13 protein-coding genes and 4 tRNA genes are annotated in these 17,808 nt (G+C 62.8%); all 17 read left to right on the top strand.

The features are described 5' to 3' along the window. Nucleotides 1-114 precede the first annotated feature (114 nt). A complete protein-coding gene (locus tag J0A90_RS17890; RefSeq protein ID WP_233076904.1) occupies nucleotides 115-480 on the top strand; it encodes a hypothetical protein in 366 nt (121 codons plus the stop codon). A 244-nt stretch (nucleotides 481-724) separates the two neighbouring features. Continuing rightward, nucleotides 725-1,705, top strand: a complete 981-nt coding sequence (locus tag J0A90_RS17885) for a biotin--[acetyl-CoA-carboxylase] ligase (RefSeq protein ID WP_207037156.1) — start codon at nucleotides 725-727, stop codon at nucleotides 1,703-1,705. Nucleotides 1,706-1,857: 152 nt separating this feature from the next. Further along, nucleotides 1,858-1,941: transfer RNA gene (locus J0A90_RS17880), tRNA-Tyr, on the top strand. A gap of 84 nt (nucleotides 1,942-2,025) precedes the next feature. Then, a tRNA-Gly gene (locus tag J0A90_RS17875) sits at nucleotides 2,026-2,099 on the top strand. 23 nt (nucleotides 2,100-2,122) lie between these two features. Beyond that, nucleotides 2,123-2,197: transfer RNA gene (locus J0A90_RS17870), tRNA-Thr, on the top strand. Between the two features lie 149 nt (nucleotides 2,198-2,346). Continuing rightward, nucleotides 2,347-2,422 (top strand) — tRNA-Trp (locus J0A90_RS17865). 72 nt (nucleotides 2,423-2,494) lie between these two features. Continuing rightward, on the top strand, nucleotides 2,495-2,863 hold the full coding sequence (gene secE, locus J0A90_RS17860; RefSeq protein WP_035470342.1) for a preprotein translocase subunit SecE: 369 nt from the start codon (nucleotides 2,495-2,497) through the stop codon (nucleotides 2,861-2,863). An 8-nt stretch (nucleotides 2,864-2,871) separates the two neighbouring features. Then, the gene (nusG, locus tag J0A90_RS17855) at nucleotides 2,872-3,405 is read left to right on the top strand and encodes a transcription termination/antitermination protein NusG (RefSeq protein WP_035470343.1); all 534 of its coding nucleotides are present in this window, start codon (nucleotides 2,872-2,874) and stop codon (nucleotides 3,403-3,405) included. Nucleotides 3,406-3,528: 123 nt separating this feature from the next. Next, entirely contained in the window at nucleotides 3,529-3,960 is a 432-nt protein-coding gene (gene rplK, locus J0A90_RS17850; protein WP_035470345.1) for a 50S ribosomal protein L11, read from the top strand. Between the two features lie 2 nt (nucleotides 3,961-3,962). After that, on the top strand, nucleotides 3,963-4,655 hold the full coding sequence (gene rplA / locus J0A90_RS17845) for a 50S ribosomal protein L1 (protein ID WP_035470347.1): 693 nt from the start codon (nucleotides 3,963-3,965) through the stop codon (nucleotides 4,653-4,655). Nucleotides 4,656-4,922: 267 nt separating this feature from the next. Further along, nucleotides 4,923-5,426, top strand: coding sequence for a 50S ribosomal protein L10 (gene rplJ, locus J0A90_RS17840; protein ID WP_035470349.1), 504 nt, complete (start codon nucleotides 4,923-4,925; stop codon nucleotides 5,424-5,426). A 99-nt stretch (nucleotides 5,427-5,525) separates the two neighbouring features. Next, nucleotides 5,526-5,897, top strand: coding sequence for a 50S ribosomal protein L7/L12 (rplL, locus tag J0A90_RS17835; protein WP_035470351.1), 372 nt, complete (start codon nucleotides 5,526-5,528; stop codon nucleotides 5,895-5,897). 262 nt (nucleotides 5,898-6,159) lie between these two features. Continuing rightward, on the top strand, nucleotides 6,160-10,236 hold the full coding sequence (gene rpoB / locus J0A90_RS17830; protein ID WP_207037157.1) for a DNA-directed RNA polymerase subunit beta: 4,077 nt from the start codon (nucleotides 6,160-6,162) through the stop codon (nucleotides 10,234-10,236). A 90-nt stretch (nucleotides 10,237-10,326) separates the two neighbouring features. Continuing rightward, nucleotides 10,327-14,553, top strand: a complete 4,227-nt coding sequence (gene rpoC / locus J0A90_RS17825) for a DNA-directed RNA polymerase subunit beta' (protein ID WP_035470355.1) — start codon at nucleotides 10,327-10,329, stop codon at nucleotides 14,551-14,553. A gap of 148 nt (nucleotides 14,554-14,701) precedes the next feature. Beyond that, the gene (gene rpsL, locus J0A90_RS17820) at nucleotides 14,702-15,076 is read left to right on the top strand and encodes a 30S ribosomal protein S12 (protein ID WP_035470357.1); all 375 of its coding nucleotides are present in this window, start codon (nucleotides 14,702-14,704) and stop codon (nucleotides 15,074-15,076) included. Between the two features lie 119 nt (nucleotides 15,077-15,195). Continuing rightward, entirely contained in the window at nucleotides 15,196-15,666 is a 471-nt protein-coding gene (gene rpsG / locus J0A90_RS17815) for a 30S ribosomal protein S7 (protein ID WP_035470359.1), read from the top strand. A gap of 18 nt (nucleotides 15,667-15,684) precedes the next feature. Continuing rightward, nucleotides 15,685-17,808: an elongation factor G gene (gene fusA / locus J0A90_RS17810; protein ID WP_207037158.1), complete on the top strand. Its 2,124-nt coding sequence runs from the start codon at nucleotides 15,685-15,687 to the stop codon at nucleotides 17,806-17,808.

Genomic DNA, 17,808 nt, shown 5'->3' with positions numbered 1-17,808 from the left:
CCTTCAGCGTATTCGATTAGCCCGCTAACAGTGGCGCCCCCATACTGTCATCAACGGTTGAGGCCAAGACCCAACCCTCGAATCGATAGACCCGACAGTCATTGGAGGTTCACCATGAAAACCCGTCTTCTTACCGCCATCGCCCTGATCGTCGCTCTGCCGGCCGTAGCCCAGGCCAATAGCGCTGCCGAGAAAGCCGCCTTCGCCTCGCTGCAACAGCCGCTGAACACCCAAGTGGTCAGCGACTACCAGGCGCTGCCGACCCGCTACAGCGTCGATACGGTCAGCGGTGGTCACAGCACCGCGGCCAATCAGGCCCTGGTGCAGGTCGCCGAACAGACCCAGCGCGGCACCCATCTGCGTGCCGGTGACGCCGACCTGGTCGGCCAAGGGCAGAGTGTAGCTGCCGCCCAGGCGCTGCAGAACGTCAACGCTGCCCACCAAGGCGACGTCGAGGTGAGCTTCGCCAGCCTCGACTGAGGACCGCTGAGCCCCGGCACGAGTCGCGCTCGTGCCTCTCTCGAGAGGCGCTTCTCGCAAAATACCCACACACGCCAGCGCCATGCCCTACACCTCCACTTCCCCGGCCCGCCCCCGCGCCGGGGCTTTTTGTGTGCAAGGGAGCGGTAGGGCGGGTGGCGGTGGGCAGACTGCGGCAGCAAGGCCCGTTAACGGTGGCCGAGCGATTTCGTTAGAATGCTCTCTTTTACGCTGGACGATCGGTATGAGCATCGGTGAACTGATACGCCTGCTGGGGGATGGTGATTTCCACTCGGGGCAGCAGCTGGGCGAGCGCTTGGGCGTCTCGCGCACCGCGGTCTGGAAGCAGCTGAAGAAGCTGGAGGCGATGGACCTGCCCCTGGAGGCGGTCAAGGGGCGTGGCTACCGGCTGGTCGATGCCATCGAGTCGCTAGATGGCAAGTCGATCGTGGCGCAGCTGAGCGCCGAGCCGCGGCGTCATCTCAAGCGACTGTTCGTCGAGGACGTGCTCGACTCCACCAATACTTACCTGCGCGAGCGCTTTCGGCAGGGCGCCGGGCACGGCGAGGTGTGTCTCGCCGAGAGTCAGACGGCGGGGCGGGGACGGCGTGGCAAGGCGTGGAGTACCAGTTGGGGGCGTAGCCTGATTCTCTCCCTGGGCTGGCGTTTCGATGCCGGGGTGGGGGCGCTCGAGGGGTTGAGCCTGGCGGTCGGTGTGGCCGTGGCAGAGGTGCTCGAGGCGGCAGGGGCGGAGATCGCGCTGAAGTGGCCCAACGACATCCTGATTGCGGTCGACGGAGAGTGGCGCAAGCTCGCCGGCATTCTGCTCGAGGTGACCGGCGACGTGGAGGGGCCGTGCGAGGTGGTGATCGGCATCGGCCTCAACGTATCGCTGAGCGCCGCCGGGCGCGAGGCCGCCGGTCAGCCCGCCGGTGCGCTGGCCGACAGGCTGCCGGCGCCTTCGCGCAATCGTCTCGCTGCCGCCATCATCGATGCGCTACTGCTGCTGTTGCCGCAGTTCGAGCAGCGCGGCTTCGCGGCCTGGCAGGCGGGCTGGAATCAGCGCCATGCCTTTGCCGGTCAGCCGATCAAGGTGATCCAGGCGCGGGAGACGTATCCCGCAACGGCCAAGGCAGTGGACGCCAGCGGCAATCTGGTCGTGACCACGGCGGAGGGGGATCACACGCTGATGGGGGGCGAGATCAGTATTCGCCCCGGGCGCTGACAAAAAATGCGTTCCGCGCTTGCAATCGCCCCATCGCTTTGACACAATGCGCCCCGCCTTGGAGACAAGGTGATCGGGTTTCGGCTCTGTTAGTCGAGTAAAAACAGAGGCTTGACATCGATCAGCGACAGGTTAGAATGTGTCGCCAGCTAGGAGGGGTTCCCGAGTGGCCAAAGGGAGCAGACTGTAAATCTGCCGCGAAAGCTTCGAAGGTTCGAATCCTTCCCCCTCCACCAGATTTAGCAGTGCCGCTGAGTTGTTGGCAGCAAGAAGTGGTAGTAAACCGGTCTGCTTCGGCAAATCGGAGTTAGAGCGGGTAGGCGGGTATAGTTCAATGGTAGAACCTCAGCCTTCCAAGCTGATGGTGCGGGTTCGATTCCCGCTACCCGCTCCAGTTCGAGGTTGTGGTGGTGTAGTGCTCATGTAGCTCAGGGGTAGAGCACACCCTTGGTAAGGGTGAGGTCGACGGTTCAAATCCGTCCATGAGCTCCATTGCTCGATGTCGAACGCTGTGAAAGGCGAGCTGAAGGCTCGCTTTTTTGGTGGCGAGAGAAAAAGATCCCAGGGGTTGCTTTTGCCCTCCTCTCTTCGCTATCATAGCGCCCTCCAAATTTCCGGGTGCTTCTCGGATATTTTGATACAGGCCAGTAGCTCAATTGGCAGAGCAGCGGTCTCCAAAACCGCAGGTTGGGGGTTCGATTCCCTCCTGGCCTGCCAGTCTTCCCCAGGCTGGCTCATATTTGATACCTTGTCATGTTCGGTTATCGCGCCTTGAGTTGAGGAGTTTTCATGAAGCACAACGCCGAGGTGCAAGTCTCCCGCTACGACACGCTCAAGTGGGCCGTTGTCGTGCTGCTGCTTGCCATCGCGGTGGGCGGCAATGCCTGGTTCGCCGATCAAGCGCTGCTCTATCGTGTCCTGGGCGTCGTTGTTCTGTGTGCTGCCGCCGCTGCCGTGGGGCTCACCACCGCCAAGGGGCAGGCGCTGATGGATCTGGCCAAGGGCTCCAAGCGCGAGATTCAGCGCGTGGTCTGGCCGACCCGTCAGGAAACCGTGCAGACGACCCTGATCGTCCTCGCTGCAGTGCTCGTGGTCGGTCTGCTGCTGTGGCTCATCGATACCGTCCTCGGCTGGGCGATGTCCGGAATCATTGGCTAGGAGTTTTCATGTCCAAGCGTTGGTACGTCGTTCACGCTTATTCCGGGTTCGAGAAGCAGGTCATGCGCTCGCTCATCGAGCGCGTGAAGCTGTATGAGGTCGAGGATCAGTTCGGCGAGATCCTGGTGCCGACCGAAGAGGTCGTCGAGATGCGCGACGGCAAGCGCCGCAAGAGTGAGCGCAAGTTCTATCCCGGCTATGTGCTGGTCGAGATGGAAATGAACGAGCAGACCTGGCACCTGGTCAACGAGACGCCGCGCGTCATGGGCTTCATCGGCGGTACGCCGGAGAAGCCGGCGCCGATCACGCCGAAGGAAGCCGAGGCGATCCTGCGTCGGGTGCAGGACGGCACCGACAAGCCGCGCCCCAAGACGCTGTTCGAGCCAGGCGAGACCGTACGTGTGGTCGATGGCCCGTTCGCCGACTTCAACGGTGTGGTCGAAGAGGTCAATTACGAGAAGAGCCGTCTGCAGGTCAGCGTGCTGATCTTCGGTCGCTCCACGCCGGTCGAGCTCGAGTTCGTGCAGGTGGTCAAAGACTGAGCCGAAGGCTGGGTCGACATGTTTTTTCATCGCGGCGCTATTCAAGCGTCGCGTTGTCGTTGCCGGTGACGCGCCGGCCAAACCGGGGAGCCGCAAGGCGCTAATACCCAACAGGAGTTCCACATGGCTAAGAAAGTCCAGGCCTATATCAAGCTGCAGGTCGCAGCTGGCAAGGCCAACCCGAGTCCGCCCGTCGGTCCCGCGCTGGGTCAGCACGGTGTCAACATCATGGAGTTCTGCAAGGCGTTCAACGCTGCGACCCAGGATGTCGAGCCGGGCCTGCCGACGCCGGTCGTGATCACGGTCTACTCCGACCGTAGCTTCACCTTCGTCACCAAGACGCCGCCGGCTGCCGTGCTGCTGAAGAAAGCCGCAGGCATCAAATCCGGTTCTGGCGTGCCGAACAAGACCAAGGTCGGCACCGTGACCCGCGAGCAGCTCGAAGAGATCGCCAAGACCAAGGAGCCGGATCTGACGGCTGCCGATCTCGACGCCGCCGTTCGTACCATTGCTGGCAGCGCCCGTAGCATGGGCCTCAACGTGGAGGGCCTCTGATCATGGCAAAGCTTTCCAAGCGCGCACAGATGATTCGCGAGAAGGTCGAGCCGGGCAAGGTCTACTCCCTCGAGGAAGCCGTCTCCCTGCTGTCCGATCTGTCGACCGTCAAGTTCAAGGAAGCGGTGGAAGTCGCCATCAATCTGGGCGTCGATCCGCGTAAATCCGACCAGGTCGTGCGTGGCGCCACCGTGCTGCCCAACGGTACCGGTCGTGACGTGCGCGTTGCCGTGTTCGCCCAGGGCAACGCCGCTGACGCCGCCAAGGAAGCCGGTGCCGATATCGTCGGCATGGACGATCTGGCCGAGGACGTGAAGAAGGGCAACCTGAACTTCGACGTCGTCATCGCCGCTCCCGACGCCATGCGTGTGGTCGGCCAGCTGGGCCAGATCCTCGGTCCGCGCGGCCTGATGCCGAACCCCAAGGTCGGCACCGTGACGCCGGACGTCGCCACCGCGGTCAAGAACGCCAAGGCGGGTCAGGTGCGTTTCCGTACCGACAAGAACGGCATCATCCATGCCTCTATCGGTAAGGTCGACTTCTCCGCCGACGCGCTCAAGGGCAACCTGGAAGCGCTGGTCAACGACCTCAAGCGTCTGAAGCCGAGCACCTCCAAGGGTATCTACCTCAAGAAACTGACCCTCTCCAGCACCATGGGGCCGGGTCTGACCGTCGATCACAGCGCTTACGTGTGATCGATCACCGAGCAGTAACTTTGCGGTCCCCGTGCGCCGTCTCGCGAGAGGCGGAAAGGGGCGGGGCACCGTCAAAGACCGCAGGTGTCGGCCAGCGGCCGACTTAATGTCCGCACCCGGCATTGCCGGATGGAAACCTGCGCAGATGGTGTGGCTCGCCGAATCAGGTGTGCAGCCATCATCCAAGACTTCCGCCGCAGTCGAAGCGGAAGAGATGGTAACCACCGGGTCGCGACATCGTCGCCCCGGCACGAAGGAGTAACCACTGTGCCACTAGCACTCGAAGGCAAGAAAGCGATTGTTGCCGAGGTCAGTGAAGCCGCTAAGGACGCTCTTTCCGTCGTAGTTGCCGATTCTCGCGGTGTGACCGTTAGCGCAATGACCGATCTGCGCAAACAGGCTCGCGAGAATGGCGTCCAGATTCGTGTTGTCCGCAACACCCTGGCACGCCGCGCTTTGGCAGGCACTTCCTGGGAGTGCCTGAACGAGACTTTCGCAGGTCCGACGCTTCTGGCCTTCTCCTACGAGCACCCCGGCGCTGCCGCGCGGCTGTTCAAGGAGTTCGGCAAGACGCAGAAGGAGTTCGAAGTCAAAGCGCTGGCCTACGAAGGCGAGATGATCCCGGCGGCCGATATCGACCGTCTGGCAACGCTGCCGACTTACGAGGAAGCACTGGCCAAGCTGATGTCCGTCATGAAGGAAGCTTCTGCCGGCAAGCTGGTTCGTACCCTCGCAGCCCTGCGCGCGAAGAAGGAAGAAGAGGCGGCCTGAGCCGACACTTCTCCCGATTCGCCTGCGCCAGGTTGAACTGAATCTCATCGAGTGGGCAGGCCACATGGCCGCCGCTCCGCAAAGTTAGGAATAGGTAACATGGCACTGACTCAAGAAGACATCATCAACGCCGTTGCTGAAATGTCCGTGATGGAAGTTGCGGAACTGGTCTCTGCAATGGAAGAGAAGTTCGGCGTGTCTGCCGCTGCAGCCGTCGTCGCTGGTCCTGGTGGCGGTGATGCCGCTGCTGAAGAAGAGCAGACCGAGTTCGCGCTGGTTCTGACCGCTGCCGGTGACAAGAAAGTCAACGTCATCAAGGTCGTCCGCGAAATCACCGGTCTGGGTCTGAAGGAAGCCAAAGGCGCCGTCGACGGTGCTCCGGCTACCCTGAAAGAAGGCCTGTCCAAGGACGACGCCGAAGAAGCCAAGAAGAAGCTGGAAGAAGCTGGCGCCTCCGTGGAGCTCAAGTAACTCTGTGTTCACGGCTCCACGCGCTGCGTAAGCGCCACGGCTGGTGGCGGGCCTCCCCGCTGCCGGCCTTTTTCTGTTGTTGCTAGCCTGGCGTTAGACCACCTGGCTTGGGATCCCCCCGAATCAGGGTTAAAGCCACTAGACGAATTCCGACGGCGAGCTCCCTCCGGGCAGCTTGCCGTCAGCGCCTAACGGGGTCACCCCCGTTGGGGAGCGCCGACCACGCACCGGTCACCCATGGTGAACAAGCTGGGGAATACAGATGGCTTACTCATACACTGAGAAAAAACGCATCCGCAAGGATTTCGGCAAACTGCCTCAAGTAATGGATGTGCCCTACCTGCTGGCCATCCAGCTTGATTCCTATTACGACTTCCTCCAGCAGGACCGGGCGCCGGAAGAGCGTCTCGACACCGGTCTCCACGCGGCCTTCCAGTCCGTCTTTCCGATCGAGAGCTTCTCGGGCAACGCGGCGCTCGAGTACGTAAGCTACCGCTTCGGCACCCCGGCGTTCGACGTCAAGGAGTGCCAGCTGCGCGGCGTGACCTATTCGGCACCGCTGCGGGTCAAGGTTCGCCTGATCATCTACGACAAAGAGTCCTCGAACAAGGCCATCAAGGACATCAAGGAGCAGGAAGTCTACATGGGGGAGATCCCCCTGATGACCGAGAACGGGACCTTCGTCGTCAACGGTACCGAGCGCGTCATCGTCTCCCAGCTCCACCGCTCGCCGGGCGTGTTCTTCGATCACGACAAGGGCAAGAGCCACTCCTCCGGGAAGCTGCTTTATTCCGCGCGCATCATTCCTTACCGCGGCTCCTGGCTGGATTTCGAGTTCGACCCGAAGGACAACGTCTTCGTGCGTATCGACCGTCGCCGCAAGTTGCCGGCGACCGTGCTGCTGCGCGCGCTGGGCATGAGCGCCGAGGAGATCCTCGAGACCTTCTTCGATACCAGCACCTTCCACATCGAGCCGGATGGCATCTATGTGGAACTGGTGCCGTCGCGCCTGCGCGGTGACACCGCGACCTTCGACATCAAGGACAACGATGGCAACGTCATCGTCGAGGAAGGCCGTCGCATCACCCAGAAGCACATCCGTCAGATGGAGAGTGCCGGGCTCGAGCGCCTGCAGGTGCCGATGGACTACCTGTTCGGCAAGACGCTGGCCAAGGATCAGATCGACGCCAAGACCGGCGAGCTGATCTGCGAGTGCAACACCGAACTGACCCCCGAGCTGGTCGAGAAGCTGGGGCAGGGCGGCGTGACGCAGCTCGAGACGCTCTACACCAACGATCTGGACGCCGGTTCGTTCATCTCCGATACGCTCAAGATCGACACCACGCGCTCGGCCCTCGAGTCGCTGGTCGAGATCTACCGCATGATGCGTCCGGGCGAGCCGCCGACCAAGGAAGCAGCGGAGACGCTGTTCCACAACCTGTTCTTCACCGAAGACCGTTACGACCTGTCGGGCGTCGGCCGGATGAAGTTCAACCGTCGTCTGCGTCGCGAGTCCGACACCGGCTCCGGCGTGCTCGACAACCAGGACATCCTCGATGTCCTCAAAGAGCTGATCAACATTCGTAACGGCTTCGGCGAAGTCGACGATATCGACCACCTGGGCAACCGCCGCATCCGCTGCGTCGGCGAGATGGCGGAGAACCAGTTCCGCGTCGGCCTGGTGCGCGTCGAGCGTGCGGTCAAGGAGCGCCTCTCCATGGCGGAGAGCGAAGGCCTGATGCCGCAGGACCTGATCAATGCCAAGCCGGTGGCGGCCGCGGTCAAGGAGTTCTTCGGCTCCTCGCAGCTGTCCCAGTTCATGGACCAGAACAACCCGCTCTCCGAGGTCACCCACAAGCGCCGTGTCTCCGCACTCGGCCCGGGCGGTCTGACCCGTGAGCGTGCCGGCTTCGAGGTGCGTGACGTTCACGCCACGCACTACGGCCGCCTGTGTCCGATCGAGACCCCGGAAGGTCCGAACATCGGTCTGATCAACTCGCTGGCGACCTACTCCAAGACCAACAGCTACGGCTTCCTCGAGACGCCGTACCGCAAGGTCGTGGACAGCCAGGTCACCGACGAGGTGGTGCACCTGTCGGCGATCGAGGAGGGTGATTTCATCATCGCCCAGGCCTCGGCGACCGTGGACGAGTCGGGCAAGCTGATCGACGACCTGGTCCAGGTGCGTCACAAGGGCGAGACCACCTTCATGGCACCGGACAAGGTGACCCTGATGGATGTGTCGCCGCGTCAGGTCGTCTCCGTGGCGGCGGCGCTGATCCCGTTCCTCGAGCACGATGACGCCAACCGCGCCCTGATGGGGGCGAACATGCAGCGTCAGGCGGTGCCGACCCTGCGCGCCGACAAGCCGCTGGTGGGTACCGGAATGGAGCGCTTCGTGGCGCGCGACTCCGGCGTCTGCGCCGTGGCCCGTCGCGGCGGCGTGATCGACTCGGTGGATGCCAAGCGTATCGTGGTCCGGATCAACGAAGACGAGATCATCGGCGGTGAAGCCGGGGTCGACATCTACAACCTGACCAAGTATGTGCGTTCGAACCAGAACACCTGCCAGAACCAGCGCCCGATCGTGCGTCCGGGCGACATCGTCGCGCGCGGCGACATCCTCGCCGACGGTCCGTCCGTCGACATGGGTGACCTGGCCCTGGGGCAGAACATGCGTCTCGCGTTCATGCCGTGGAACGGCTACAACTTCGAGGATTCCATCCTCGTCTCCGAGCGCGTGGTCGAAGACGATCGCTTCACCACCATCCACATCCAGGAACTGACCTGCGTCTCCCGCGACACCAAGCTGGGCGCCGAGGAGATCACCTCGGACATCCCCAACGTCGGTGAGTCGGCGCTGGCCAAGCTGGACGAAGCGGGTGTGGTCTACATCGGTGCCGAAGTCGGCGCCGGCGACATCCTGGTCGGCAAGGTGACGCCCAAGGGCGAAACCCAGCTGACGCCGGAAGAGAAGCTGCTGCGCGCGATCTTCGGTGAGAAGGCGTCCGACGTGAAGGACACCTCGCTGCGCGCGCCGACCGGCATGCGCGGTACCGTCATCGACGTTCAGGTGTTCACCCGCGATGGCGTCGAGAAGGACTCCCGTGCCCTCTCCATCGAGCAGATGCAGCTCGACGAAGTGCGGCGTGACCTGCAGGAGACCTACCGTATCGCCGAGGACGCCACCTTCGAGCGTCTCAAGCGTACCCTCGACGGTCAGGCGGTCAACGGTGGGCCCAAGCTGAAGAAGGGCGACGTCCTCAGCACCGACTACCTCGACGAGCTGCCGCGTCAGCAGTGGTTCAAGCTGCGTCTGCAGGACGAAGCGCTCAACGAGCTCCTCGCCCAGGCCGACGAACAGCTCGAGAACCGTCGCAAGGAGATGGACGAGCGTTTCGAAGACAAGAAGCGCAAGCTAACCCAGGGTGACGATCTGGCCCCGGGCGTGCTCAAGATCGTCAAGGTCTACCTGGCGGTCAAGCGTCGCATCCAGCCGGGCGACAAGATGGCCGGTCGTCACGGTAACAAGGGTGTCATCTCCGCGATCATGCCGATCGAGGATATGCCGTTCGACGACAACGGCGAGCCGGTCGACGTGGTGCTCAATCCTCTGGGCGTACCCTCGCGCATGAACGTGGGTCAGATTCTCGAGACCCACCTGGGTATGGCCGCGCGTGGCCTCGGGGTCAAGATCGAGCGCATGCTGCGTGACGCCCGCGAGCAGCAGGTGGGCGAGATCCGCGAGTTCCTCAAGCAGGTCTACAACACCCAGGAGACGCGGCAGGAAGATATCGACTCGTTGAACGACGAGGAGATCATCACCCTGGCCAAGAACCTGCGCGGCGGCGTGCCCATCGCCACCCCGGTGTTCGACGGTGCCAAGGAGCACGAGATCAAGCATCTGCTGCGTCTCGCCGATCTGCCGGACTCCGGTCAGATGACGCTCTACGACGGGCGTACCGGTGAGTCCTTCGACCGTCCGGTGACCGTGGGCTACATGTACATGCTCAAGCTCAACCACCTGGTCGACGACAAGATGCACGCGCGTTCCACCGGCTCCTACTCGCTGGTCACCCAGCAGCCGCTGGGCGGCAAGGCGCAGTTCGGCGGTCAGCGCTTCGGTGAGATGGAGGTGTGGGCACTCGAGGCCTACGGTGCCGCCTACACCCTGCAGGAGATGCTCACCGTCAAGTCGGATGACGTCGAGGGTCGTACCAAGATGTACAAGAGCATCGTGGATGGCGACCACACCATGCAGGCCGGTATGCCGGAATCCTTCAACGTGCTGGTGAAGGAGATCCGCTCGCTGGGTATCGACATCGAATTGGAAAGTTAAGACCGGCACAGTCGATCGATAGCGACGGGTTGCGGGGCCGGCGAGAGAGTCGCGGCCCCGCTCATGACAACTCCGCAACGGAGCGATCCCATGAAAGATTTGGTGAAAGTCCTAAAGTCACAGGCGCAATCTGACGAGTTCGACGCGATCAAGATCACGCTCGCGTCGCCGGAGATGATTCGCTCCTGGTCTTACGGCGAGGTCAAGAAGCCGGAGACCATCAACTACCGTACGTTCAAGCCTGAGCGTGACGGTCTGTTCTGCGCCAAGATCTTCGGGCCGGTCAAGGATTACGAGTGCTTGTGCGGCAAGTACAAGCGCATGAAGCATCGCGGCATCATCTGCGAGAAGTGCGGCGTCGAAGTGACCAAGGCCGCGGTGCGCCGCGAGCGCATGGGCCACATCGAGCTGGCCTCGCCGGTCGCTCACATCTGGTTTCTGAAGTCGCTGCCGTCGCGCATCGGCATGTTCCTCGACATGACCCTGCGTGACATCGAGCGCGTGCTCTACTTCGAGTCGTTCGTGGTGATCGACCCGGGCATGACCACCCTCGAGCGCGGCCAGCTGCTCAACGACGAGCAGTACTTCGAAGCACTGGAAGAGTTCGGTGACGACTTCGACGCGCGCATGGGCGCCGAGGCGATCCAGGCGCTGCTCAAGGACATCGATCTGGAAGAGGAGATCGAGCGTCTGCGTGAGGAGATTCCGCAGACCAACTCCGAGACCAAGATCAAGAAGCTCTCCAAGCGCCTCAAGCTGCTGGAAGCCTTCTACAAGTCCGGCAACGCGCCGGCGTGGATGGTCATGGAAGTGCTACCGGTGCTGCCGCCGGACCTGCGTCCGCTGGTGCCGCTGGACGGTGGCCGCTTCGCCACCTCCGATCTCAACGACCTCTACCGTCGTGTGATCAACCGCAACAACCGCCTCAAGCGGCTGCTCGACCTCAATGCGCCGGACATCATCGTGCGCAACGAGAAGCGCATGCTGCAGGAGTCGGTGGATGCGCTGCTCGACAACGGTCGTCGTGGTCGTGCCATCACCGGTTCCAACAAGCGCCCGCTGAAATCCCTGGCCGACATGATCAAGGGCAAGCAGGGGCGTTTCCGTCAGAACCTGCTGGGCAAGCGCGTCGACTACTCCGGCCGTTCGGTCATCACCGTGGGTCCGACCCTGCGTCTGCACCAGTGCGGTCTGCCCAAGAAGATGGCGCTGGAGCTGTTCAAGCCGTTCATCTACTCCAAGCTGCAGGGCAGCGGGCAGGCGTCCACGATCAAGGCCGCCAAGAAGATGGTCGAGCGTGAGCTGCCGGAAGTGTGGGACATCCTCGCTGACGTCATCCGCGAGCACCCGGTCCTGCTCAACCGTGCGCCGACGCTGCACCGTCTGGGTATCCAGGCGTTCGAGCCGCTGCTGATCGAAGGCAAGGCGATCCAGCTGCACCCGCTGGTGTGTGCCGCCTACAACGCCGACTTCGACGGTGACCAGATGGCCGTCCACGTGCCGCTGACGCTAGAGTCCCAGCTCGAAGCGCGCGCGCTGATGATGTCGACCAACAACGTGCTGTCGCCGGCCAACGGCGAGCCGATCATCGTGCCGTCGCAGGACGTGGTGCTGGGTCTCTACTACATGACCCGCGAACGTATCGGCGCCAAGGGTGAAGGCAAGGCGTTCGCCAACCTCAACGAGCTGGACCGCGCCTTCGCGACCCAGAACGTGTCGCTGCACGCCCGGGTCAAGGTTCGCCTGACCGAGTGGCTGTCCGACGAGAAGGATGGCGAGATCACCGAGCTGACCGAGACCGTCTCGATCAAGGAGACCACCGTCGGCCGTGCGCTGCTGTTCCGCATCCTGCCCAAGGGGATGCCGTTCGAGCTGGTCGACAAGCCGATGAAGAAGAAGGCGATCTCCGGCCTGATCAACGAGGTCTACCGGCGTGCCGGCCTCAAGGACGCGGTCATCTTCGCCGACCAGTTGATGTACACCGGCTTCCGTCTGGCGACCTGGTCCGGTGCCTCGATCGGCGTCAACGACTTCGTCATCCCCGATGACAAGAAGGCGATCGTCGATGCGGCCGAGGACGAGGTCAAGGAGATCGAAGACCAGTTCTCCTCCGGTCTGGTGACCGCGGGCGAGAAGTACAACAAGGTCATCGATATCTGGTCCAAGGCCAACGACAAGGTGGCCAAGGCGATGATGGCGGGTATCTCGAAGGAAACCGTCACCGACCGTGACGGCAACCAGGTCGAGCAGGACTCGTTCAACAGCGTCTTCATCATGGCCGACTCCGGTGCCCGTGGTAGTGCCGCCCAGATCCGTCAGCTGGCGGGGATGCGTGGCCTGATGGCCAAGCCGGACGGCTCGATCATCGAGACCCCGATCACCGCCAACTTCCGTGAAGGTCTGAACGTACTCCAGTACTTCATCTCGACCCACGGTGCGCGTAAGGGTCTGGCGGATACGGCACTCAAGACCGCCAACTCCGGTTATCTGACCCGGCGTCTGGTCGACGTGGCCCAGGATCTGGTCATCACCGAGCACGATTGCGGCACCGAGCATGGCCTGACCCTGCATCCGGTGATCGAGGGCGGCGACGTCATCGTCTCGCTGGCCCAGCGTGTACTCGGCCGTGTGGTCGCCCAGGACGTGATCGATCCGCAGACCGACGACGTGCTGATCCCGCGCGGCACCCTGCTCGACGAAGCCTGGTGCGAGCGTCTCGACACCATGGGTGTCGACGAGATCGTAGTGCGCAGCGCCATCGCCTGTGAGACCGCGCACGGCGTCTGCTCCTCGTGCTACGGCCGTGACCTGGCCCGCGGGCATCAGGTCAACATCGGCGAAGCGGTGGGCGTCATCGCCGCCCAGTCGATCGGTGAGCCGGGTACCCAGCTGACCATGCGTACGTTCCACATCGGTGGGGCGGCATCGCGGGCCTCCGCGGTCGACAGCGTGCAGGTCAAGCACGGCGGTATCGTGCGTCTGCACAACATCAAGTCGGTCGAGCGCGAAGACGGCAAGCTGGTGGTGGTCTCCCGCTCCAGCGCCCTGGCCGTCGCCGACGACCACGGCCGCGAGCGCGAGTACTACAAGCTGCCCTACGGCGCCGAGCTGTCGGTCAAGGACGGCGACCACGTCGAAGGTGGCCGGGTCGTGGCCAAGTGGGATCCGCACACCCACCCGGTCGTGGCCGAGGTCAAGGGTAAGGCCCAGTTCACCGACATGACCGAAGGCCTGACCATCACGCGCAATGTCGACGAGATGACCGGTCTGTCCTCGATCGAGGTGATCGAGAGCGCCAACCGTCCGGCCTCCGGCCGCGACAAGCGCCCGATGATCATGCTCGCCGACGACGCCGGCAAGCACGTCACCCTGCCGGGCTCCAACACCCCGGTGCAGTATCTGCTGCCGGGCCGTGCCATCGTGTCGGTGGAGAACGGTGCCGAGATCGGCGTGGGTGAAGTCATCGCGCGTATCCCGCTGGAGGCGTCCGGTAACAAGGACATCACCGGGGGTCTGCCGCGCGTCGCCGACCTGTTCGAGGCGCGTAAGCCGAAAGAGCCTTCGATCCTGGCCGAGATCACCGGTACGATCTCGTTCGGCAAGGAGACCAAGGGCAAGCGGCGCCTGACGATCACCCCGAAAGAGGGCGATCCGCTCGAGATGCTGATCCCGAAATGGCGTCAGATCGGCGTCTTCGAAGGGGAGACGGTCGAGAAGGGCGAGGTGATCTCCGACGGCCCGAGCAACCCGCACGACATCCTGCGTCTGCTCGGCGTGGCGGAGTTGGCCAAGTACATCACGGTCGAGATCCAGGACGTCTACCGCCTGCAGGGCGTGAGCATCAACGACAAGCACATCGAAGTGATCGTGCGTCAGATGCTGCGCAAGGTCGAGATCAGCGACGCCGGTGACTCCTCCTTCATCCCGGGTGACCAGGTCGAACTGGTGCGGGTGCTGGAAGAGAACGCGCGCCTCGAGCAGGAGGAGAAGTTCCCGGCCAAGTACGAGCGTCTGCTGCTGGGTATCACCAAGGCCTCGCTGGCCACCGAGTCGTTCATCTCCGCGGCCTCGTTCCAGGAGACCACCCGCGTGCTCACCGAAGCCGCGGTCACCGGCAAGCGCGACTACCTGCGCGGCCTGAAGGAAAACGTGGTGGTCGGTCGTCTGATCCCGGCCGGGACCGGTCTCGCCCACCACGAAGAGCGGCGTCGCAAGCGCGAAGAGTCCGAGCGCACGCTGCAACCGTCGGCGTTCGACGTCGAGCAGGAGCTGGGTGCCCAGCTCACCGCGCTCGATGCCGACGACGACGACCTCTAAGTCGTCAGCCTGCCGCCCGCCCCATACGGGGCGGGCGGCCTTGACGGCTCTCGCGACAACTGATTAGAATGCGCAGCCTTTATGTGTGGGGCGGTGCAACCTGCCCGCATGTAAGGCAAGGCAACCCATTGGAGTCAGCTAAAACACTATGGCAACGATCAACCAGCTCGTGCGCAAGCCGCGCAAGCGCCCCGTCGAGACTAGCGACGTGCCGGCGCTGCAGGCCTGCCCGCAACGCCGTGGGGTCTGCACCCGCGTCTACACCACCACGCCCAAGAAGCCGAACTCGGCTCTGCGTAAGGTGTGCCGCGTGCGCCTGACCAACGGTTTCGAAGTCAGTTCCTATATCGGCGGTGAAGGCCACAACCTGCAGGAGCACTCCGTGGTCCTGATCCGTGGCGGCCGCGTCAAGGACTTGCCGGGTGTGCGTTATCACACCGTGCGCGGTGCCCTTGACACCTCCGGTGTCCAGAACCGTAAGCAGGGCCGTTCCAAGTACGGCACCAAGCGTCCCAAGGCTTGATGCCCGGACGTCTCCCAACATTTTTATCGGTCAGATAAGAGTAAGGTCGGCCGGAGCCGCTATCACAGCGTCTCGGCGTGCCGGGTTTACCTGAACGACCCTTCAATTGAGGGCTTATCATGCCTAGAAGAAGAGTTGCCGCTAAGCGCGAGATCCTTCCCGATCCCAAGTTCGGAAGTGAGCGCCTGGCCAAGTTCATGAACCATCTGATGATCAGCGGCAAGAAGTCCGTAGCTGAGCGCATCGTTTACGGTGCGCTGGACAGGGTTGCCGAGCGTGGTAAAGAAGCGCCGCTGGACATCTTCGACAAGGCGCTGGAAGCGATCCAGCCGATGGTCGAGGTCAAATCCCGTCGTGTCGGCGGTGCCACCTATCAGGTGCCCGTCGAAGTGCGTCCGTCCCGTCGTCAGGCGCTGGCCATGCGCTGGCTGGTGGACGCCGCACGCAACCGCGGTGAGAAGACCATGGTTCAACGTCTTGCCGGCGAAATGCTCGACGCCGCCGAAGGCAAGGGTGCTGCCGTGAAGAAGCGTGAAGACGTGCATCGCATGGCAGATGCCAACAAGGCCTTCTCTCACTACCGCTTCTAACCAACGGGGACTTCCATCGTGGCACGCAAGACACCACTCAAGCGTTATCGCAATATCGGTATCGTTGCCCACGTCGACGCCGGCAAGACCACCACTACCGAGCGTGTCCTGTTCTACACCGGTCTGTCCCACAAGGTGGGTGAAGTTCATGAGGGCGCCGCCGTCATGGACTGGATGGAGCAGGAGCAGGAGCGTGGCATCACGATCACCTCTGCTGCTACCACCTGCTTCTGGCAGGGGATGAACAAGCAGTTCGACGAGCACCGCATCAACATCATCGACACCCCGGGACACGTTGACTTCACCATCGAAGTCGAGCGTTCCCTGCGTGTTCTCGATGGCGCGGTCGTCGTGCTGTGTGGCTCCTCCGGCGTGCAGCCGCAGACCGAGACCGTCTGGCGTCAGGCCAACAAGTACGAAGTCCCGCGCATGGTGTTCGTCAACAAGATGGACCGCGCCGGCGCCGACTTCTTCATGGTCGTCGATCAGCTCAAGAATCGTCTGGGCGCCAACGTCGTGCCGATCCAGATCAACTGGGGTGCCGAGGAAGAGTTCAAGGGCGTCATCGATCTGCTGCAGATGAAGGCGATCCTGTGGGACGAAGACAACTTCGGCATGAACTACGAGTTGGTCGACATCCCGGCCGATCTGCAGGAGACCGCCGAGACCTATCGTGAGCAGATGGTCGAAGCCGCCGCAGAAGCCAACGAAGAGCTGATGGACAAGTACCTCGAAGAGGGCGACCTGTCCATCGATGAGATCAAGGCCGGTCTGCGTGCGCGCACGCTCGCCAACGAGATCGTGCTCGTGACCTGTGGCTCTGCGTTCAAGAACAAGGGCGTTCAGGCCGTGCTCGACGGCGTCATCGAATACCTGCCGTCGCCGACCGAGGTCAAGGCGATCGAAGGTGAGCTCGACGACAAGGACGGCACCGTCGCTACGCGTGAGGCTGACGACAACGCCCCGTTCGCGGCGCTGGCGTTCAAGATCGCCACCGACCCGTTCGTCGGTACCCTGACCTTCATGCGCGTCTACTCGGGCGTTCTGAAGTCGGGTGACAGCGTCTTCAACTCGGTCAAGTCGAAGAAAGAGCGTGTCGGCCGTATCGTTCAGATGCACGCCAACTCGCGCGAAGAGATCAAAGAGGTCTACGCCGGCGACATCGCCGCCTGTATCGGCCTCAAGGACGTGACCACCGGTGACACCCTGTGCGACCTGGATGCCAAGATCATCCTCGAGCGCATGGAGTTCCCGGAGCCGGTCATCTCGGTCGCCGTGGAGCCGAAGTCCAAGGCAGACCAGGAGAAGATGGGCGTCGCCCTCGGCAAGCTGGCGCAGGAGGATCCCTCCTTCCGCGTGCAGACTGACGAAGAGACCGGCCAGACCATCATCTCCGGGATGGGCGAGCTGCACCTCGACATCATCGTTGACCGCATGCGTCGCGAGTTCAAGGTCGAGGCCAACATCGGCAAGCCGCAGGTGGCCTACCGCGAGACCATTCGTCAGTCGGTCGAGCAGGAAGGCAAGTTCGTGCGGCAGTCGGGTGGTCGCGGTCAGTACGGTCACGTTTGGCTGCGTATCGAGCCGCTGACCGACGCTGACAAGGGCGAGGACGAAGAAGAAGTCCACTTCAAGTTCGCGTCCGAGATCGTCGGCGGTGTCGTACCCAAAGAGTACGTGCCGGCCGTCGAGAAAGGGGCCTACGAGCAGCTCAAGAATGGTGTCATCGCGGGCTACCCGATGATCGACGTCAAGGTGACGCTGTTCGACGGCTCCTACCACGACGTGGACTCTAACGAGACCGCGTTCAAGGTCGCCTCATCCATGGCGATCAAGGAAGGTGCTCGCAAGGCTAAGGCCGTGCTGCTCGAGCCGGTGATGAAGGTCGAGGTCGTGACCCCGGAGGACTTCATGGGTGACGTCATGGGCGACCTTAACCGCCGCCGTGGCCTTGTCCAGGGCATGGATGACTCCTCCTCCGGCAAAGTCATTCGCGCCACGGTTCCGTTGGCTGAGATGTTCGGTTACGCGACCGATCTGCGTTCTCAGACCCAGGGACGCGCAAGCTACACCATGGAGTTTGCGAATTACGAAGAGGCGCCCTCCAGCGTCGTTGATGCCGTCATCAATCAGAACGGTTAA

Origin of the sequence: Salinicola sp. DM10, assembly GCF_017306975.2 — a bacterium.
Lineage (GTDB): Bacteria > Pseudomonadota > Gammaproteobacteria > Pseudomonadales > Halomonadaceae > Salinicola.
This window is presented reverse-complemented; position numbering and strand designations above follow the sequence as displayed.